Origin of the sequence: Gordonia araii NBRC 100433 (assembly GCF_000241265.1) — a bacterium.
In the GTDB taxonomy this organism is placed as follows: Bacteria; Actinomycetota; Actinomycetes; order Mycobacteriales; family Mycobacteriaceae; genus Gordonia; species Gordonia araii.
The window spans coordinates 23805-42686 of sequence record NZ_BAEE01000078.1 but is presented as its reverse complement, the minus strand read 5'-3'; the positions used below and the strand labels follow the sequence as shown (position 1 = coordinate 42686).

Here is an 18882-nt window from a genome sequence, read left to right as displayed (position 1 = left end):
GCGCAGCGCGCTCGCCTGCGGTGGATTGTGAACCTAATTGACGGCTCAAGTATCGATTTTCGATGAACTTGCCCGGAAGGTGTCCGGATTGTCCGCTATCTGCCTCGACGACGCGTCGGGCAACCGACCGATATTCGATTGCGCGGTGTCATCGGCGGTGGCAGGGTTCTCGTCCGGAGCAGCCACGCGGAGGCGGCCCGGACGGGGTACCGAAACCGGGTTCCGCAAGTTGCGCGTGCTACACCACCTGGCAAAGGCCTCTTAAGCCTGAGGTTCGACTCCTCTACACGGCACCGCCCCCGGGAACCCGGGGCCGACGGTCCTGCGGTGTGCCGGTTCGCCGGCGCCACCCCACCGTGGGTCTCGCCCGCGGGCGGTGCCCCACAACTGAATCGGTCGAGCTGCCATCTCATAGCAGCCGACGACAAGCATGCGCACTACAGGAAAGGAGGAGCGCAATGTCCATCTTCAACCGTTGGGTCGTGAACCCCGGTGAGGTCGCACTGGAGTACCGCGACGGCACCTTGGCGCGCGTCCTCACCCCGGGTGCGCACCGCACCAGCCGGCGCAGCGTCTACGTCCGCGTCGACACCCGCGACCGGATCGTGCACGTCGCGCCGCAGGAAGTGCTGACGGCCGACGGTGTTCCGGTGCGAGTATCGCTGGCGATCCAGCTCGCCGTCGTCGACGCCGTCCGCTACGCGGAGCAGTCCGACGATCCGACCGCTGTGGTCTACCTGGCGGCACAGGTCGCCCTGCGCACCGCGTGTGCGGGCGTGCAGGCCGAGGAACTGGTCGGTCGAACCGACGCCTTCGATGCCGACGCGCTGACGGCTGCCGCCGTCGCCGCCGGCGAGTCCGTCGGTCTGGCGGTGCGTGCCGTGACGATCCGCGACGTGATCCTTCCGCACGAGATTCGTTCGGCGGCAATGGATCTCATCACGGCGAAGGCGCGTGGCCAGGCGAAGCTGGAAGCGGCGCGGGCCGAGACGGCCGCGCTGCGCAGCCTGGCGAACGCCGGTCGTCTGCTCGACGCGCACCCGGCCCTGGCGCAGCTGCGCCTGGTCCAGGAGGTGCCGTACGGCGCCAAGGTCGTCCTGGCCGTCGGCGGTGCCGATACTGCCGCAGCGGACGACTAGGACCACGCGCCGTGGCCCGACCACGGCGCGTTACGACCCTGCTACCAAGGGAAACCCCGGAACCCCGCATCGTCTCTGACGTGCGGGGTTTCGGGCGTTCAGACCCGAAAGTCTGTTTGCGCCGATTTGTCCGCTAGTGTGCACTGGATGGACAGGCGCACATTCCTCGCCACCCTGGCCGCCGGTACGGCCGGTGCCCTGGTCGGTTGTGCGACGACGCCGGAAGACGAGGCGGATTTGCTTGCCGCCGGCTACGGGCCGTCGCCGAGCCCGCCTCCGAGGAGCCCCGAGCCGTCGCGCTTGCCCCTCGACGGCCCGTTGCCGTCGACGCGCGCGGCACTCCCGAGTCAACCCATCACCGCACTGCCCGGCCAGGGCCGGGCGCTGGCGCTGACCGTCGACGACGGTGCGAGTTCGGAGGTCGTCGGCGCCTACGCGGAGTTCGCCCATCGAACCGGCGCGCGGTTCACCTTCTTCGTCACCGGGCAGTTCGACGCGTGGCGCGACAACCGTGAAGCGCTGGTGCCCCTCGTCGAATCGGGGCAGGTGCAACTCGGCAACCACAGTTGGAGCCATCCGGATCTGACGTCGTTGACCTCCCGCGGCGTGGCCGACGAGCTTCGCCGGACGAAGCGCTTCCTGCGCGACACCTACGGCGTCGACGGCACGCCGTACTACCGGCCGCCGTTCGGCTACCGCAACGCCCAGGTCGACAAGATCGCGGCCGACCTCGGCTACACGATGCCGACGCTCTGGGACGGGTCGCTCTCGGACTCCGGTCTGGTCACCCAGAAGTTCTTGATCGGCGCCGCGCGCAAGTACTTCCGGCCGCAGGCGATCGTCATCGGTCACGCCAACCACGACCCGGTCACCCATGTCTTCGACGCGTTCACGCGCATCATCCGTCGTCGGCGATTGCAGATGGTCACCCTCGACGACTACTTTCTGCGTTAGCTGTCCCCGGCGAGGGCTTCCCTGCCGCTCGTCGAAGCGCCCTGTGCGGCGACCAGTGCCAGACACAGCAGCGCCATCACCGCCGCCGATGCCGCGGCGATCGCGATCAGCGTCGTCACCGAATCGGCCCAGACCAGCATCACCGTCGCTTCGATCGCCACTGAAACCCATACGGCCACGCCGATGACCGTGCGACGGACGGCGATCACCGCGAGGAGTAGCAGCGCCAATATCGCGAGGATCGCCCCCGTGGCGGAGAACATCCAGAGGAACCCGGTGAGGGGCCGGTAGTCGTCGCCGACGATGTGTGGCACCAGCGGGGACACGAGCCACGTGCCGGTGACCACCACCGCACCGATCCCCGTCACCACCGCGAGCGCGATCCGCAGCGAGCGAGTCGCGCCGGACCGATTCCCCGATGCGGGTGCGGCGAGTCGCGGGTAGACAACGGTCCCGATCGCCTGCGGCAGCCAGAAGGCCGCCTTCGTCGCGACGGCACCGAGGGCATAGACGCCCGCGTCCGCGTCGGAGAGCACGACGCGGGCCAGAAGCAGGTCGAGCGAGACGGCGACGAGCAGGGCCAACTGGACCTGGGAAGCGGCGAGGACGCTCCACACCCCGGATCCGCCGCCGACGGTTGACGGCTGTCCTTGCTCGATGGTCGCCAGATCGACGGTCGGCGATCGCGGAGCCGCCGAGCGCCAGGCGAGAAGCGCCGCGACCAGGGTTCCGCCCGCCCCGACCCACAAGGCGCCCGTCGCGGAATCGCCCAATAGCAGCGCGACGATCATCGGCACCGACCGCAGCAGCCCGACCATGCCCAACAGCCAACCGAGGCGCCGGAACTCGTGCCGGCCCTGCAGAAAGCCCTGGGCGGCTGCGGTCAGGGTGATCAGCGGGGCCATCACGAGTCCGGCGATCGCCGCGGTCACCGGCACGCGGGTGAGCGGAACGAGCACGGCACCCGCCACCGCCGCGGTCACCGCCACCAGCAGCGCGGTCTGCCAGCCCAACCGAGCCAACCCCGACCGGCCGCGTACCACCTCCCGCGCGATGACGGCCTGCACCGCCATCGACGGTGCGGCCACGACGACCATCGCGGCCATGATGACGCCGAACACCCCGTAGTCAGCGGCGCCGAGTGCTCGGCTGGCGGGAATCGCGACGAGATAGGCCGCGACATTCGCGACCATCGCCCCGACGGTCACCGCGCCGACCGAGCGCAGCGCCGCACCGCGCCGACTCGCCGCGCTCCCGCCGCCCACTGCCTTCACGCCGTTCAGTCTGCCTGGAACCGTCAGCCGCTTTGGCATCGCCAGGATCGATAGGCGACGATAGAGGGCGTGTACGACCAAGAATTCGTGACCAATCCCGACTCCGAGGATGTCGGATCGCGCATCGACCCGGTGCTGGCGCGCAGCTGGCTGCTCGTCAACGGGGCGCAGTACGAGCGGTTCGAGCCGGCCTCGCGGTCGCGCGCCGACATCGTCGTCCTCGACATCGAGGACGCGGTAGCGCCGAAGGACAAGGTCACCGCCCGCGACAACGCGGTGCGCTGGATGGACGAGGGCCACGACGACTGGGTCCGCATCAACGGGTTCGGCACGCCGTGGTGGGCCGACGACCTCGCCGCGCTGTCCAAGACGTCGATCGGTGGCGTCATGCTGGCGATGGTCGAGTCGATGGACCACGTCACCGAGACCGCGAACCGGCTGCCGAACGTGCCGATCGTCGCGCTCGTCGAGACGGCCAGGGGGCTGGAGCGCATCAGTGAGATCGCGACGGCCAAGGGCACGTTCCGGCTCGCCTTCGGCATCGGCGACTTCCGTCGTGACACCGGCTTCGGCGAGAACCCGCTGACGCTGGCGTACGCGCGGTCGCGGTTCACCATCGCGGCGAAGGCGGCGCACCTCCCGAGCGCCATCGACGGCCCGACGGTCGGGTCGAGTGCGCTCAAGCTGTCGGAGGCGACGTCGGTCAGCGTCGAGTTCGGGATGACCGGCAAGATCTGCCTGACACCGGAGCAGTGCGCACCGGTCAACGAGGGGCTGTCGCCGTCGCAGGACGACATCAGCTGGGCCCGCGAGTTCTTCGCCGAGTTCGACCGCGACGGCGGCGAGATCCGCAACGGATCCGACCTGCCGCGCATCGCCCGCGCGACGAAGATCCTCGATCTCGCCCGCGCCTACGGGATCACCTCCAGCAGCTACTCCACCGACGAGGCCGGGCACTCGACCGCGCCGTCGGATACCTACCACTACTGAGAAGTCCGATGGCACGCGCACTGCTCGCGGTCAGCGTGGTCGGCAGTGCGCTCGTCATCGGCGCCGGCTTGCGCGGCGGGCCGCTGCTGATGCGCGACGCGGTGTCGACGCCGCGCTCGTTTCTGACCGACGCGGCACTGGGGCTGGGCGATGCGCCGGCCCGTGCCGTTCCTCAGGATGGCTTGCTGGCACTGGGCAGCGCGGTGGTGCCGGGCACTGTTCTCGTCGTCGCCGTCACGTGGATCGCGTTGGCGCTCAGCGGCGTCGGGGCCGGGCTCCTGGCCTCGCGGGTGGTCGCCGATTCTTGGGCGGCGCAGTGCGGTGGCGCGCTGGCCGCGATCTGGAACCCGTGGGTCGCCGAACGGATGATGCAGGGTCACTGGAGTCTGCTTACCGGCTACGCGGCGATTCCGTGGATTCTGGTTGCCGCCGAACGGATTTGGCGTCGTCGTCGCGGCGGCTGGCCGATGTTGTGGGTGGCGGTCGTCGCGGCCGGTTTGACGCCGACGGGGTCGGTGTTGGCGGTGATCGTCGTGGCCGTCGCGGTGATCGGTCCGCTGGTCTGGGCGAAGGAACTGCGCCGCGGATGTGCCGCGGTCGCGGTACTCGTCGTCGGTGCCCTGCCGTGGCTGGTCGCCACCGTGGTGAGTTCGTCGGCGCTGACCGGTGATCCCGGTGGAGCCCAAGCCTTTTCGCTGCGCGCCGAGCCGGGTCTGGGGCGGGTTCTCACCGCCTTGGGGATGGCCGGCATCTGGAACGCCGACGCCGTGCCGGCCAGCCGCACGACGTCGTGGGCCGCCGTCGCGACGATCATGTTCCTGGTGCTCGTAGGGCTGGGTTGGCTTTCCGTCGTGCGAGGTCTCGATACACCCGCTCCCGACGGTGGGGTGATTAGTGACACGTGTGGTCGAGTGCCCGACGAGCTTGCGAGTCGGGTGTATCGAGACCACGCGAGCCGGGATGCCAAGCCGTCGGGTGGTCGAGTGCCAGATGGCGGGGCGACTCCCAATATGGGTGGTCGAGTCCCCGATGCCGGGGCGAGTCCCAAGATCGGTGGTCTGTCTGATGACGGGCCGGGTCCCAATATCGGTGGTCGAGTGCCCGACGAGCTTGCGAGTCGGGTGTATCGAGACCCGGCGAGCCGGGATGCCAAACGACTTCTCGCGATCTCCGCCGCCCTGGCCCTAGCCACGGTCGCTCTCGTCGTGCTCGCCTCGACCGCACCCGGCGTCGCGGCGATGAGCTTCCTCATCGAACATGTCCCGGGCGCCGGGCTCGCCCGCGACACCCAGAAGTTCCTCGCCCTGCTGATGCCCGCCGTCGCGATCGGCGTCGCGGGGAGTACGCGGGCGCTGAGCAAGCTCGTTCCCGCGGGATTCGCTTTCGCCGCGGTCGGCACCCTGATCGTCGCGCCGCTGCCCGACGCCGCACTGCGCTTGCAGCCGGTCGACCTCCCGTCGGACTGGCAGACGGTCGCGCGGATGATTCCGGCGAACGAAGGGGCGGTCGCGTTGTGGCCGACCGGCATTACGCGCGACTACTCCTTCACGCCGACGCAGAGCCTCGATCCCGCGCGACGGCTACTGCGCGCGCCGGTGTTGGAGTCCGGCAAGCTCGAGATCGACGGTCATGCCGTCGACCTCGACCCGTCCAGCAGGGCTTCGCAGGTCGAATTGGCGCTGGAGGAAGGTGCCGGACCGAAGGACCTCGCGTCGCACGGAGTCGGCTGGGTTCTCGTGGAAGAGCCCGATCGCAACGAGACACCCGCCGGATTCGCCGCGCAAACTCCGGTCTTCACCGGCGAACATCTCCGGCTGTACCGGGTTGACAACCCTGTCATCTCGCCCGGAGCGTCGGCCGCCCAGCGCGCGATCGTCAGCGTCGCGCACCTGGCGTGGGTAGTGGCGCTGGCGGCCGCGCTGGCCTCTCTCGTCGTCGGATCTCGGTCGACCAGGAATTGATGTACTGAGGTGCCCAGTCGGCGTGGGTGGGGTGCCCACTGGGCGTGGGTGAGGTGCCCACTGGGCGTGGGTGAGGTGCCCACTCGGCGTGGGTGGGGTGCCCACTCGGCGTGGGTGGGGTGCCCAGTCACGCGCGCGAACTGGGCCAGACCGGACTCACCTGCGCGAACACGGCCTCGAACCCGTCGGCCGTCGCCGACCAGGAATACTCGGCGGCCTTCTCGCGCGCGGCGCGTCCCAACTGGCGGGCGAAGTCCAGGTTCTCGACGAGTTTGCGGGTCGCGGCGATCAACTCCTCGCGGCTGTCCACCAAGAGCCCGGTGGCGCCGTCGTCGATGGAGTCCACGAGTCCCGCCGAGGCGCGATAGCCGATCGTCGGGACACCGTGCTGGGCGGCCTCCACGACGGCGATCCCCCAGCCCTCCTTGCGCGACGGCATGAGGTGGACACGCGCGCCGGCGAGCAACTCGTGCTTGCGCTGTTCGGAGACGTGGCCGTGGAACACGACCCGATCGGCCACCCCGGCCTCGCGGGCATGGGCTCGCAGTTCGTCCTCCCACCAGCCGCCGCCCACGACATCCATCGCCAGGCCGTCGATCTCCGACCGCAACGCCGCGACGGCGTCGAGGGCATGCTCGATCTGCTTGTGCGGCACCAGACGCGACAGCACCACCACCCGAGCACCCGGCGACCGCCCGTCGACGGCGAGCGCCGGGTCGATGCCCGCGCGCACGACCGCGATCCGGTCCGGGTCGACGCCGAGCGCGGCCAACTCGGCCCGCGACGGTTCCGACACGGTCACGTACCGGCGCCGACGATGCGCCCACGGCGCGAGACGGGACTCGATCCACCAGCCGAGCCGCGCGAGGACGGGGCCGGCGACCGGCCACTGCTCGCGGTGGCAATGGTGGACGAGGACGACGGTCCGGCGGAAGAGCAAGGATGCGAAGAAGGGCACACCGTTCTGGGTGTCGACGACGACGTCGGGACGGGACCCGCGCAGCGGCCCGACGCCCAGTTTCGCGCCCAGCAGCAGGGCCAGCGCCCGCGGATACACCGACAGTCGCCCACCGCGGCGGATGATGCGGACTCCGTCGACGACGGCCTCGTCGTCGCAACCCGGGTACGCGGCGCTCAACAGCGTCACGCGCATCCCGCGCCGCGCCAGCTCGGCCCCGACCCGCTGCACGTAACGTTCGCTGCCACCACCCTGGGGGTGGTCGAGGTCGCGCCAGCACAGCAGTGCGACGGCGGGGGTGCGGGCTTGTGGCATAACGCCGACCAGGATACGCAAGTGCCGTCCGACTACTGTTCTCGTCGTGACCGACGACGCTCCCGCGCTACCCGGCTCGCCGCGCTGGTGGGCGCAGCGCGAGGCGTCGGCGGCACGGTCGGCGAGCGGGCGCGGGCGTCCGCCGCGCCCGCTGGAGGAGATCTGCGACGCGGCGCTGCGACTGCTCGACGAGGGCGGTGCCGACGCGTTGTCGATGAGGTCGCTGGCCAAGATGCTCGGGTCGTCGACCGCGACGCTGTACCGGCAGCTCCCCGACGGCAAGGAGGAGCTGGAGGCGCTGATCGTCGACCGGCTGATGGGGGAGATGATGGTCGAGCTGGCCGACGAGCTGCGCGGGTCGTCGGCGGAACCGGGTGCCCGGCATCTGGCCGAACGCATCCGGATCGGGGCCCACACCAGCTATGCCGTCCTCAAGCGCCACCCCGCGGCCGCGCGGCTCTTCCTCTTGCGCCGGCCCGCCGGACCGGTCGCGCTGTTCCGGCAGGAGCTGGGGATCAGGCAGATGATCCGCGACGGCTTGAGTCCCTCCGACGCGGCTGACACCTACGTCACGCTGGGACGGCTCGTCGTCGGCTCGGCGGTCCAGGGCACCGACGAGGACAAGGCCGATGTCGAGGAACTGCGCGCGTCGTACGCGGCACTCGATCCCGAGCACTTCCCGGCGCTGAGCCGGGTGGCGGACTATCCGCGCGAACTCGACGTGGAGTTCGAGTACACGCTGGAACTGGTGATCGCGGGCGTACTCGCGCGAGTGGGTGCGCGATGACCCGCGTGCTGGACCGGATGCGGCGCCTGGCCACCGTGCGCCGCGCGGCGGGACTGCTGAGCGACTTCCGCTACGAGCAGTCCGATCCGGCGCGGTTCTACGGCGCGCTCGCCCGCGACACCGCGGCGATGGTCGACGCGACGGCCGGGATCGACGGTGCGGTGGTGCTCGACGTCGGCGGTGGTCCCGGATACTTCGCCGATGCCTTCGCGCAGCGCGGTGCGCACTATTTGGCCGTCGACCCCGATGCCGGTGAGTTGCGCGCCGCCGGTCTGGCGCGCCGCACGACCGTGCGCGCGGCCGGTGAGGCGCTTCCCTTCGCTGACGACTCCGTGGACGTCTGCCTGTCGTCGAATGTCGTCGAGCACACTCCGCGACCGTGGGAGATGGCCGACGAGATGATTCGCGTGACGCGGCCGGGTGGAACGGTGATCATCAGCTACACGCTGTGGTGGGGTCCGTTCGGCGGGCATGAGATGGGCCTGACGCACTATCTCGGCGGTCATCGCGCGGCGGCTCGGTACACGCGACGGCACGGGCACCCGCCGAAGAACCTGTACGGCGAATCGCTGTTCAAAGTGACCGCGGCGCAGGGTCTGGCCTGGGCCCGTGGCGCGCGCGGCGCGCGGCTGGTCGGCGCCTTTCCTCGCTACCTGCCGAGGTGGGCGTGGTGGGTGCTGCGGGTGCCGGGCTTGCGCGAGATCGCCGCGACGAACCTGGTGATGGTGCTGGTGGCGGAGGCCGCGGAATCGCGTCCGCGGTGAGGGCCGCCGCTCAGTCGGTCGTCGGAGGCGTGGTCGGCTCGGGCGCCGGCGCTTGGGGCCCCGCGGGCGGGTAGCCGTAGCCGGGAGGCTGCTGTTGCGGCCACTGCTGCTGCGGCGTCTTGGACTTCGAGTTGGCGACGATCACGACGATTGCCACGACGACCAGCGCGACCAGCGCCAAGACGGCCATCAGGGCGAGGAACAGGATGGGGGTGGCGGCCATACGGCAAGGCTACCGCCGCCTCGGCGAAACTGCTCGGCGCATCCGTACCAAATCGGACATCGGCCGGGTAGCGTGGCATCCATCACATGCTGATAATCTGAAGTCAGACAACGCACGTAGTCAGAAAGAAAGGTCCCCATGCCCTCGCTGCGCACCACGATGGAGCAGGTTTCGGATGTGTTCGGAGCCGTGAAGGTTCTCACGAACGCCGGCGCGATCGACTTGAAGAAGCCCAAGCACGTCGTCGAGACGGTGAAGCTCGGCAAGCAGATCGGTCCGGTGTCGACCGTGATCGGGCAGAACGCGGCCGAGTTTCCGAATCAGCCCGCCCTCGTCGACGAGGCCGGGTCGCTGACCTACGCCGAACTCGACGCCCGTGCGAACGCGATCGCCAACAAGTTGCACGCCGACGGGATCAAGCAGGGCGACGTCGTCGGTATCCTCGCCCGCGACCACCGCGGCCTGCTGACTCTCATCGCCGGCACCGGCCGCGCCGGTGTCCGCCTGGCCATGATGAACACGGGCTTCGGCAAGCCCCAGTTCGACGAGGTCGCCAAGCGCGAGGGCCTCAAAGCGATCTTCCACGACGAAGAGTTCACCGACATCGTCGACAGCTTCCCCGCCGACAAGCGCTATCTCACCTGGCAAGACTCGAAGAAGAAGCCGCCGAAGGGGGTGCAGGTCCTCGAGGAGATCGTGACCAGCGGCGACACGTCGCTGCCGCCGCGGCCCAAGGAGTTCGCCGGCTTCATCATCCTCACCAGCGGTACGACGGGTCTGCCCAAGGGCGCCAAGCGGTCCAAGATCTCGCCGTTCGCGAGCGCCCTGATCTTCGACCGCATCCCGGTCCCGCAGCGCAAGGCGGTGGTGATCGTCTCGCCGATCTTCCACGCCACCGGCTGGGCGTTGTGGAGCGTGTCGACCGCACTCGGCGACACCGCGGTGCTGCTGCGCCGCTTCGATCCGGAGAAGACGCTGAAGGCCATCGCCGACAACAAGGCCGAGATGCTCGTCGCGGTCCCGACGATGCTCTACCGGATCCTGGCGCTCGGGGACGACGTCATCAAGAAGTACGACACCAGTTCGCTCAAGACGGTCGTCGTCGCGGGTTCGGCACTTCCGCCTGCGCTGTGCGAGCGATGGCAGGACACCTTCGGCGAGACGCTGTACAACCTGTACGGCTCGACGGAGGTCGCCATCGCGGCGGTCGCGCAGCCGCAAGACCTGCGCAAGTCGCCCGGTGCGATCGGCAAGCCGCCGGTATCGAGCTACCTGCGCCTCTACGACGACAATGAGAAGCAGATCAAGGCGACGAATACCCCTGGACGCCTCTTCGTCCGCAACGGTGCGCCCTTCGAGGGATACACCGACGGTCGCAACAAGCAGATCATCGACGGCTTCATGTCGACCGGTGACATGGCGTTCGTCGACGATGACGGCCTCTGGCACATCGCGGGTCGCGACGACGACATGATCGTGTCCGGAGGGGAGAACGTCTACCCGCAGGAGGTCGAGAACCTCTTGGCCGCGCACGACGGCGTCGCCGACATCGCGGTGATCGGTGTCGACGACGAGGAGTTCGGCACCCGGCTGCGGGCGTTCATCGTCGCGGAGGAAGGTGCGAACCCGACCGCTGACGAGATCAAGAGCCACGTTCGCGAACACCTCGCGCGCTACAAGGTGCCGCGCGACGTCGTGTTCGTCGACCAGTTGCCGCGCAACCCGACGGGCAAGCTGGTGCGCCGCGAGCTGCCGACGGGACCGTTGGGCTAGGCGGAGCGCGCCGGCTGAAATGTAGAAGTGAGGCCCCGACCGTCTGGTCGGGGCCTCACGCGTGGGATTGGCCGACTGTGGTGCTCAGTACCAGGCCCACAACCAACGGCGTCGCCGATGGTCCCAGTAGCGTCGGGGGCCTATCCAGTTGCGTCGCCGTTCCCGGCGTCGGCGTCGCCGCCTGCGTCGGCGCCTATCGTCTTCATCAGTAGGCATGACCACCCCTTTCCGACGAAGCCAACCTACCCGCGGTGCGCGGGAGATTTCAGCGGTTCAAGCGGTGAAACGCAAGGACCCGGCTGCCGTAGCAGTCGGGTCCTTCTGCGAATTTAAACCGTGGGTCGGCTCAGTAGAACCAGCCCCACATCCAGCGGCGGTAACGACGGTCCCAGTAGCGGCGACGGTAGCGACGACGGTGCCACCGACGGTGGTGCGGGTGACGGTGGTGCGGCGGGCGGTGGCCGTACGGCGGGCGGTGGCGACGAGGCATCGGACTGTCCTTTCTCAAGAGGTCGAACTTTTCAACCACCAGAAACGTAACCCCCGGATCTCCACAATCACTGCGCAGAAACTGGGCAGTCGCTGGGAGTCCGATAACGCTACGGGCACGACTCGAAAACGCTGCGATCCGCGCGACCTGACGGCTTCACCGCCTACGTCCACTCGTCGGCCCACTCCTGTCCCTCGGAGATGGCCGCCATCGTCGTCTGGCTGTCGAGCGCCTCGCGAATGATGTCGGCGTGACCGCAGTGATGTGCGGTCTCCCGTAGCTTGTGGGCGACGAGTTCGCGCACCGACAACCACTCGCGCTCGGGTGCCCACGGTGCGGTCGGCATCGGGATCTTCGTGTCGAGGTCGGATGCGGCGACGGCACGGTCGAATGCCGCTGCGCCCTCGACGAACTGCTGGAGGTAGCTGTCGAGCGTCTCGTCGGGAAGCAGGGTGTAGGCGTCTCCGAGCGCGGACATGTCGAGTTCCGCCTCGGGGTCGGGATCGACGATCTCCTCGGCCGACTTCTGCTCGCCCCACGCCAGGTGCTTGGCAAAACCACCCAGCGTCAACTCGCTGACGGTGGTCCGCTGACGGGCCTGCTCGTCAGTCAGGTTGCGCAGCGCGACCAGGAACAGATTGCGCTGGTCGCGCAGGAGGGCGAGGAGTTCACGTTTCTCCCCGTCCACCTCGACGGGGAGCTCGACTTCGGTGTAGTAGGCCATGATGCGTCCTGTCGTAGGGGTTCGTTCGCGGTGGGCTCGACGCTACGCCCGCCCCCCGACACATTCGGGTCCTTGCGAATCACCGGGTTGTCCACATCTTGTCCGCGTCCACAGCTCGGTGCCGCGTAGTCGGATCGTGTCGTCGCCGGCGCCTACGCTGGTCACCATGTCGACATACCGGCCGCTGGTAATGAACATGACCAATCTGCGTGCCGACTTCGACGCCGGGAGCATCCAACGGGGACGCGACTACGCGAGCAAGCGCCGCATCATGAACCGCACCTGGTCCGACGACGGCCTGTTGCTGCGGGCGAAATGCGTCGGTTCGGGCGAGATCTACGACGTGGAGGTTCGCTTCGAGCCGGACGAACGCGGCGGCCGAACGCTCGTCGGCGCCTACTGCACCTGCCCGGTCGGCTACTACTGCAAACACGCCGTCGCGCTGCTGCTCGTCGAATCGGCGGAACCGTCCGTCGGCTACGACGGTGTGCCTGCCCCGCCCCCCTGGCGCTCCATGCTCGGCGGCTTGACGGCCGAGCCCCCGTCGCACGAACTCGTTCTTCCCGGCGCGGCGCAACCCCTCGCCATCCAGTTCACCATGCCGCCGAGCTCCCGGTATTCACAGCATCCCGCGCCGACGATCACCTTGGTGACTCCGGGGAAGTCGGGGAAATGGGTGAAGACGGGGATCAGCTGGAACGCGACTATGAGCGTCGCCGGACCCGGGTACGGCTATCGCCCGGCTGCTGGCGCCCAATTCGAGCCGGAGCTATTCGACGAACGGCAGTTGCGCGCCGCACGGGCGATCGCACGCGCCTTCGCGTCGAACTATCAGGCGCAAAGCGCGGGAGCGATCGCGCTTGGCGTCGCGCCTCCGGATATCTGGGACCTGCTCGCCGACGCCCGCGACACGGGGATCGCGTTGATCGCGGCACCGGCGCTCGGTGTCGAGACCGTCGAACTGGTCAAGACCTCCGGCGTCGGGCTCGAAGTGTCGCGCACTCAGGGCGGGGTCGCCGTCAAGACGTTCATCCACGTCAACCACGAGGCCTACGAAGGCGGTTCGGTCGGCCTGATCGGAGTGCCGCGCCCGCACGGGATGTTCTCGATCGGTGACGACGTGATGCTCATCGGCCGCTTCGAGTCCCCGGGCGACGATCGCGGTTTGACGCGACTGCTGTCGGCACCGGCCATGTTCATCCCCGAGGACGAAGTCGCCGACTTCGCCACCGAGGTCGTGCCCAGCCTGCCGGCTTCCCTGCCCGTCCTCATCGACGACGACACGATCGTCAAGCCGACCATCGACGGCCCGTTCGCGCTGCTCACCGTCGACCTGAACGACCAAGGTGCGCGCGTCGTGTGGCGCGCGGCCTATGACGTGAACGGTCGGCTCAAGCCGGTCGACGAAGGTTCGGCGGCACTCGCGTATCGGGACCGCGATGCCGAACGGGCCGCGCTCGACGGCGCGCTCGACGCGATGCAGACGGTCGCGGCCGTGTGCGCGCGCTGGCGGAACCAGGCGATCCACTACCTGCAACAGGACGTGCGGCGAGGCGCCGTGGGAACGCATCGCGGGGTGCTGCGGCGCATCGACGAACTTGCTGCCGCGCCGACGATTCCGGCCGCTGCACGGCTCGGCGACGTCGACCTGCTGCGCAGGCGCTACACGTACTCCCCGATCGATGCCGCGGTGTTGTGCCACGAGGTGTTGCCGGTGCTGAGAGACCGCGGCGTGCTGGTCGAGGTGAACGGCGATGCCGACCGGTTCCGCGCAGCCGAGGGCGATCCGGATATCGAGTTCTCCGTTGCCGGCGCCGACGACAACGACTGGTTCAACCTGCACGTGCGCGTGGAGGTCGACGGCGTTGTGGTTCCGATCGACCGGCTCATCGTCGAACTGAACAGCAGTGCGACGCACATGCTTCTCGATGACGGAACCTACTTCCCGCTCGACCATCCGGCACTGGAGCGACTGGCCGAATTGCTCGACGAGGCGCGCGAACTCGGTGAGATCGAGGGGTCGCGGGTGCGTCGCCACTCATACAACGTGACGCTGTGGGACGAGCTGATGTCCCTCGGCGTCGTCGACGGCGATCTTGTGCAATGGCAGGAGCGCATGCGCCGCATGGCATCGGCGCAACCCCCGCAGCGGAGCGAACCGCCCGCGACGTTGCAGGCCGACCTGCGCGACTATCAGCTCGACGGATACAACTGGTTGAAATTCTTGTGGGACAACCAGATCGGTGGAATTCTCGCCGATGACATGGGCCTGGGCAAGACCGTCCAAGCACTGTCGCTGATCGCCGCGGCGCTCGAAGAGGAGCCGCGGAACCGCTTCCTCGTGATCGCGCCGACGAGCGTGGTCGGGAACTGGGTGCGTGAGGCCGAGAAGTTCTTGCCGTACGCGTCGGCGGTGTCGGTGGCGTCCGTGCGCACCGACGGTCCGATCGCCGACCAGATCGGGGATGCGCGGATCGTCGTCACCTCCTACACGCTCTTCCGCCTGCAGTTCGAGGTGTTCAACGACTTCGATTGGGCCGCCGTGTTCTTCGACGAAGCCCAGTTCATCAAGAATCACAACGGAAAGACGCATCAGTGCGCCCGCCGGATCTCCGCCGGGATGAAGGTCGCGGTCACCGGTACTCCCATGGAGAACAGTCTGATGGAGCTGTGGGCGTTGCTGTCGGTCAGTGCGCCGGGATTGTTCCCGTCGCCGAAGTCGTTCGCCGATTTCTTCCGCAAGCCGATCGAATCCGGCGCCGAGCCGGACCGGCTCGCGCTGCTGCGCCGCCGCATCAGACCGGTGATGTTGCGACGCACCAAGGACCAGGTGGTCTCCGACCTTCCGCCCAAGCAGGAGCAGGTGCTCGCGCTGGATCTGCACCCCAAGCACGACAAGATCTATCAGACCCGGTTGAACAGGGAACGGCAGAAGGTGCTCGGGCTGCTCGGCGATTGGGAGCGCAACCGCTTCGAGATCTTCCGGTCGTTGACGATGCTGCGCCAGCTCAGCCTGCACGCCGGATTGGTCGACGAGGCGGACGCCGCCGTTGCGTCGGCGAAGATCGATCACCTGGCCGAGCAACTGCCCGAGCTGATCGCCGAGGGACACTCGGCGCTGGTGTTCAGCCAGTTCACCGGATTTCTCGCACTCGTGCGCGCCAAGCTCGACGACATCGGGATCGAGTACGCGTACCTGGACGGGACGATGACGGCGAAAGCGCGCGCCGCGGAGATCGCCCGGTTCAGCAACGGCGATGTCCAGGTGTTCCTCATCAGCCTGAAGGCCGGTGGTTTCGGCCTCAATCTCACCGAGGCCGACTACTGCTTCGTGTGCGACCCGTGGTGGAACCCGGCCGCGGAGGCCCAGGCCGTCGACCGCGCGCACCGCATCGGGCAGACACGTCCCGTGACCGTCTACCGTCTGGTATCGGCGGGGACCATCGAGGAGAAGGTGGTCGCACTGCAGGATCGCAAGCGCGAGCTGTTCTCGGCGGTCATCGACGACGGTGACGTCTTCGGCGGCGGGATCACCGAGGGCGATATCCGCGAACTGCTGGGCGGCTGAGCGTTTCGGCGAACTTGTGGCCGCGTGTCCACCGGGTTCGGCATGGTGGACGCATGCGCAAACTGATCGTGATCATCGGTGCGGGAATCCTCGCGTCCGGACTGGCCGGCTGCGATGTCCGCCCCGGTCCGGGCCCGGAAAAGTCGACGAAGATCGAGACCGTCGTCGCCGTCGCGGGCGGCCAGCCGACGAAGGGGTTCCAGGTCGCGCCGATGTCGGCCGAGAACTCCATCGACTGCAGCGGCGCCCAGATCAGCCGATCGGCGACGACGACCGGCGTCTTCGGCGGGTGCGGCGCGTCGGCACAGTCGGCCGACGTGTGCTGGCCGGGCGAGGGTAAGAAGCTGCTGTGTGGCACCGCACCCTGGGACCGCGTACTCATCGAGTGGGAGATCACGTCGGGCCAGCTGCCGCTCGGGGCCGAGCCGTCGGCGAATCCGGAACCGTGGGGCCTGGAGCTGGCCGACGGACGCCGCTGCCGCGCACGCGTCGGCGGCGCGTGGGGCGGGCGATCGGACGGAATGGTCGGGGCGTACTCGTGCACCGGCGATCAGAGCGAGGTCGTGTTGCAGGGCGAGAACGCGACGACCGCTATCGACCGTTCGACGGGGATGTGGACGGTCCAGCTCGGCAAGCTCGGAACCGGTGCGCCGGATTTCGGGCCGCCGACGAAGGTCGAAGTGCGCGTCGCCTACTTCGCCGGGGCGCAGGCCGGGGGCTGAGTCGGCTCCGCGGTCAAGCGCGAGCCCAGTCGCGGATGGCCCGGCTGAACTGCTCCGGGGCGTCCGACTGAACGAAATGGCCGCCGCCGGCGACGATCGTCGTGCTGTGGTCGTCGAAGACTTGTTCCCAGCGACGGAGTGCCTTGTCGCCGAAGGCGATGTCGGCGTCGCCCCAGACGATGAGGGCTGGCCGGTCGGACAGTCCGGGCAGGGAAGCCTCGACGGCCGCCAGGAAGTCGCTGCTGCCGGTGATCGCGCGGGGGAAGACGGCCGACGCGGTTCGCCGCTCACGGGTGTCGAGGGCGTTGCGGTAGTGCGCCATCTCGTCGTCGGACGGTTTCCGCAGACGGTGCCCGGCCGGGATCATCGCGTTGACGAAGAGGTTGAACCGCTGGATCAGCAAACGCCCGATCGGGCCGCCCATCGCGTGCGACACGAGCCATGTGCTCAGGTCGTCCGCCGGCCAGCCGGCCGTATTGGCGATGACGAAGCGGGTGAACCTGTCCGGTTGTCCAGCGGCGACCGTGAGTCCGATCGGCCCGCCCCAGTCGTGGCAGACGAGGGTGATCTCACGCAGGTCGAGTTCCTCGACGAAGGCCGCGAGTGCGGCGGCGTGCTCGTCGGGAAGGTAGCTGAACCCGGGTGCCGCGGACGACAGCCCGAAGCTGGGCAGATCCACTGCGACGCAACGGAAGTCAGACCGCAGGTCGGCGATGACGTCGCGGTAGAGGAATGACCAGGTGGGGTTGCCGTGGACGAACAGGAGGGTCGGCCCGGTCCCTTCGTCGAGGTAATGGAGCGTGTGGCCGCCAACGTCGACGAAGCGGCTCGTGAAGGGGTAGAGCTCGTCGTCGACCCATTCGGGACGCAAGGTGGCGGTCATGTCGGCTCCCGTCGTCTGGTGGCTTGATATAATCAAGGTCACTGGAAAAAGTCAAGTAGGAGTGGCGATGGCGAAGGACTACGGCCAGTACTGCGGGTTGGCGCGGGCGCTGGATGTCGTCGGCGACCGGTGGAGCCTGTTGATCGTGCGGCAGTTGCTGATCGGGCCGGCGCGCTACGGGCAACTGATCGCCGGACTGCCCGGCATAGCCACCAATCTGCTGGCCAGCCGCCTCCGCGACCTCGAGGCCGCCGGCGTGGTCGAACGGCAGGTCGGAACCGGCGGCACCGAATACGCGCTCACGCCGTGGGGCGCCGCCCTGCGGGAACCGGTCGAAGGGCTCGTCCGCTGGTCGACTCCGCTCATGATTCCCGGACCGGGTGACGACGAATTCCAGCCCGACTGGCTGATCGTCGCGCTGCCCGCACTGTTCGCGGGACGCCCGGCGCCGCGTCGAAAGGCCACGGTGGGACTGGCAGTCGGCGACGAGACGATCGTCGTCACCGCGACGCGCAACGGCATCGACGTGGCGAAGGCCGACGGGCGCGACGTCGACGCGGTGGTCCGTGGCGAGGCGCATGCCATCCTCGGCATGGCGGTGGGGATGATCGGCGTCGATGACGGACTGGTCAATGTCGAGGGCGACCGGGACGCGGTGCGGGCGGTGTTCGTACGGGACTAGGAATCCACAGTTCGATCTCATCCACAGGAGTGCGGCCGAGGTCGAGCTGCGGTACGGGTTCACCCGGGTGGGCGGATTAGATTCCATGGTCATGGGGGATGAGGGGGCTTACGATGACAGCTATGACGACCGAGGTGTTGGGGCTTCCGCGCGGGCGCGCGTTGACCCGCGACGATCTCGAGAAGATGCCCGATGACGGGCATCGGTACGAACTCATCGACGGAATTCTCATCGTGAGTCCCGCGCCGAAGATCAAGCATCAGTGCGTCGTCTCGAATCTGCATATCCGCTTGCATGAGCTGTGTCCCGCGGACCTGAGAGTTCTGTTCGCACCCCTTGACGTCGTGCTGGCCGACGACACCGTGGTTCAACCCGATCTGCTCGTCGCGGCGCGGGATGCGTTCACCGAGCAAGACTTGCCTGGCGCGCCGTTGGTGGCGGTCGAGGTGTTGTCGCCGTCGACGCGAGGAGTCGACCTCCTGTTGAAGAAGGACCGGCTGCGCCGCGCCGGGTGCGCCCACTACTGGGTCGTCGACCCGGACGAGCCCTCGATCACCGCGTGGGTGTTGCGCGACGACATCTACCGCGTCGCGGGGCGAGCCGTCGGCGAGGACGAACTCCGTCTCAGCGAACCGTTCGATCTCTCGCTGAGACCGGTGGAGTTGACCGCCTGAC

At 68.5% G+C, this 18882-nt stretch carries 16 protein-coding genes; 11 read left to right on the top strand and 5 right to left on the bottom strand.

Annotated elements, in window-relative coordinates; translation table 11 throughout:
• Positions 1-458 precede the first annotated feature (458 nt).
• Both GOARA_RS17005 and GOARA_RS17000 read left to right on the top strand, forming a co-directional pair.
• Positions 459-1139 (top strand): slipin family protein, encoded by a 681-nt coding sequence (locus tag GOARA_RS17005; protein ID WP_007323667.1) that lies wholly within the window; start codon positions 459-461, stop codon positions 1137-1139.
• A gap of 147 nt (positions 1140-1286) precedes the next feature.
• On the top strand, positions 1287-2093 hold the full coding sequence (locus GOARA_RS17000; protein WP_007323666.1) for a polysaccharide deacetylase family protein: 807 nt from the start codon (positions 1287-1289) through the stop codon (positions 2091-2093).
• On the opposite strand, the gene GOARA_RS16995 is transcribed toward GOARA_RS17000, so the two are convergent.
• Positions 2090-3367, bottom strand: a complete 1278-nt coding sequence (locus GOARA_RS16995) for a lipopolysaccharide biosynthesis protein (protein ID WP_138947756.1) — start codon at positions 3365-3367, stop codon at positions 2090-2092. The two genes, GOARA_RS17000 and GOARA_RS16995, sit on opposite strands and share 4 nt — an antisense overlap.
• 69 nt (positions 3368-3436) lie before the next feature.
• On the opposite strand from GOARA_RS16995, the gene GOARA_RS16990 reads away from it, so the two are divergent.
• Positions 3437-4357, top strand: coding sequence for an HpcH/HpaI aldolase/citrate lyase family protein (locus tag GOARA_RS16990; RefSeq protein ID WP_007323664.1), 921 nt, complete (start codon positions 3437-3439; stop codon positions 4355-4357).
• Between the two features lie 8 nt (positions 4358-4365).
• Positions 4366-6318 carry an MmpA family trehalose lipid delivery protein gene (locus GOARA_RS16985; RefSeq protein WP_007323663.1) on the top strand — a complete coding sequence of 651 codons (1953 nt, stop codon included), beginning with the start codon at positions 4366-4368 and terminating at the stop codon, positions 6316-6318.
• Between the two features lie 127 nt (positions 6319-6445).
• Here GOARA_RS16985 and GOARA_RS16980 read toward each other — a convergent pair whose 3' ends face one another.
• Positions 6446-7591 carry a glycosyltransferase family 4 protein gene (locus GOARA_RS16980; protein WP_040523859.1) on the bottom strand — a complete coding sequence of 382 codons (1146 nt, stop codon included), beginning with the start codon at positions 7589-7591 and terminating at the stop codon, positions 6446-6448.
• 46 nt (positions 7592-7637) lie between these two features.
• On the opposite strand from GOARA_RS16980, the gene GOARA_RS16975 reads away from it, so the two are divergent.
• Complete coding sequence (locus GOARA_RS16975; RefSeq protein ID WP_007323661.1) at positions 7638-8378, top strand: TetR/AcrR family transcriptional regulator; 741 nt, start codon at positions 7638-7640, stop codon at positions 8376-8378.
• Positions 8375-9142: a class I SAM-dependent methyltransferase gene (locus GOARA_RS16970; RefSeq protein WP_007323660.1), complete on the top strand. Its 768-nt coding sequence runs from the start codon at positions 8375-8377 to the stop codon at positions 9140-9142. The genes GOARA_RS16975 and GOARA_RS16970 overlap by 4 nt, the downstream gene beginning before the upstream one ends.
• Before the next feature lie 10 nt (positions 9143-9152).
• Here GOARA_RS16970 and GOARA_RS16965 read toward each other — a convergent pair whose 3' ends face one another.
• Entirely contained in the window at positions 9153-9365 is a 213-nt protein-coding gene (locus GOARA_RS16965) for a hypothetical protein (protein ID WP_007323659.1), read from the bottom strand.
• 138 nt (positions 9366-9503) lie between these two features.
• Here GOARA_RS16965 and GOARA_RS16960 point away from each other — a divergent pair, with 138 nt between their 5' ends.
• Complete coding sequence (locus GOARA_RS16960) at positions 9504-11138, top strand: acyl-CoA synthetase (protein ID WP_007323658.1); 1635 nt, start codon at positions 9504-9506, stop codon at positions 11136-11138.
• 653 nt (positions 11139-11791) lie between these two features.
• Here GOARA_RS16960 and GOARA_RS16955 read toward each other — a convergent pair.
• A complete protein-coding gene (locus tag GOARA_RS16955; RefSeq protein WP_007323657.1) occupies positions 11792-12352 on the bottom strand; it encodes a mycothiol transferase in 561 nt (186 codons plus the stop codon).
• Positions 12353-12518: 166 nt separating this feature from the next.
• On the opposite strand from GOARA_RS16955, the gene GOARA_RS16950 reads away from it, so the two are divergent.
• Both GOARA_RS16950 and GOARA_RS16945 read left to right on the top strand, forming a co-directional pair.
• Positions 12519-15920 carry a DEAD/DEAH box helicase gene (locus tag GOARA_RS16950; RefSeq protein ID WP_040523858.1) on the top strand — a complete coding sequence of 1134 codons (3402 nt, stop codon included), beginning with the start codon at positions 12519-12521 and terminating at the stop codon, positions 15918-15920.
• 53 nt (positions 15921-15973) lie between these two features.
• Complete coding sequence (locus tag GOARA_RS16945) at positions 15974-16642, top strand: hypothetical protein (RefSeq protein ID WP_007323655.1); 669 nt, start codon at positions 15974-15976, stop codon at positions 16640-16642.
• Between the two features lie 13 nt (positions 16643-16655).
• On the opposite strand, the gene GOARA_RS16940 is transcribed toward GOARA_RS16945, so the two are convergent.
• Positions 16656-17525 (bottom strand): alpha/beta fold hydrolase, encoded by an 870-nt coding sequence (locus GOARA_RS16940; RefSeq protein WP_007323654.1) that lies wholly within the window; start codon positions 17523-17525, stop codon positions 16656-16658.
• A gap of 67 nt (positions 17526-17592) precedes the next feature.
• Between GOARA_RS16940 and GOARA_RS16935 the strand changes: the two genes are divergently transcribed.
• Complete coding sequence (locus GOARA_RS16935; protein ID WP_007323653.1) at positions 17593-18207, top strand: winged helix-turn-helix transcriptional regulator; 615 nt, start codon at positions 17593-17595, stop codon at positions 18205-18207.
• Positions 18208-18320: 113 nt separating this feature from the next.
• Positions 18321-18881: a Uma2 family endonuclease gene (locus tag GOARA_RS16930; protein WP_040523857.1), complete on the top strand. Its 561-nt coding sequence runs from the start codon at positions 18321-18323 to the stop codon at positions 18879-18881.
• The last annotated feature ends 1 nt before the right edge of the window (position 18882 follow it).

Bases quoted from the DNA above. Each gene is read 5' to 3' on its own strand.
- GOARA_RS16960 (WP_007323658.1), top strand. From the start codon at position 9,504: ATGCCCTCGCTGCGCACCACGATGGAGCAGGTTTCGGATGTGTTCGGA.
- GOARA_RS16985 (WP_007323663.1), top strand. From the start codon at position 4,366: ATGGCACGCGCACTGCTCGCGGTCAGCGTGGTCGGCAGTGCGCTCGTC.
- GOARA_RS16970 (WP_007323660.1), top strand. From the start codon at position 8,375: ATGACCCGCGTGCTGGACCGGATGCGGCGCCTGGCCACCGTGCGCCGC.
- GOARA_RS17005 (WP_007323667.1), top strand. From the start codon at position 459: ATGTCCATCTTCAACCGTTGGGTCGTGAACCCCGGTGAGGTCGCACTG.
- GOARA_RS16940 (WP_007323654.1), bottom strand. From the start codon at position 17,525: ATGACCGCCACCTTGCGTCCCGAATGGGTCGACGACGAGCTCTACCCC.
- GOARA_RS16945 (WP_007323655.1), top strand. From the start codon at position 15,974: ATGCGCAAACTGATCGTGATCATCGGTGCGGGAATCCTCGCGTCCGGA.
- GOARA_RS16930 (WP_040523857.1), top strand. From the start codon at position 18,321: ATGACAGCTATGACGACCGAGGTGTTGGGGCTTCCGCGCGGGCGCGCG.
- GOARA_RS16955 (WP_007323657.1), bottom strand. From the start codon at position 12,352: ATGGCCTACTACACCGAAGTCGAGCTCCCCGTCGAGGTGGACGGGGAG.
- GOARA_RS16980 (WP_040523859.1), bottom strand. From the start codon at position 7,591: ATGCCACAAGCCCGCACCCCCGCCGTCGCACTGCTGTGCTGGCGCGAC.
- GOARA_RS16965 (WP_007323659.1), bottom strand. From the start codon at position 9,365: ATGGCCGCCACCCCCATCCTGTTCCTCGCCCTGATGGCCGTCTTGGCG.
- GOARA_RS16950 (WP_040523858.1), top strand. From the start codon at position 12,519: ATGTCGACATACCGGCCGCTGGTAATGAACATGACCAATCTGCGTGCC.
- GOARA_RS17000 (WP_007323666.1), top strand. From the start codon at position 1,287: ATGGACAGGCGCACATTCCTCGCCACCCTGGCCGCCGGTACGGCCGGT.
- GOARA_RS16935 (WP_007323653.1), top strand. From the start codon at position 17,593: ATGGCGAAGGACTACGGCCAGTACTGCGGGTTGGCGCGGGCGCTGGAT.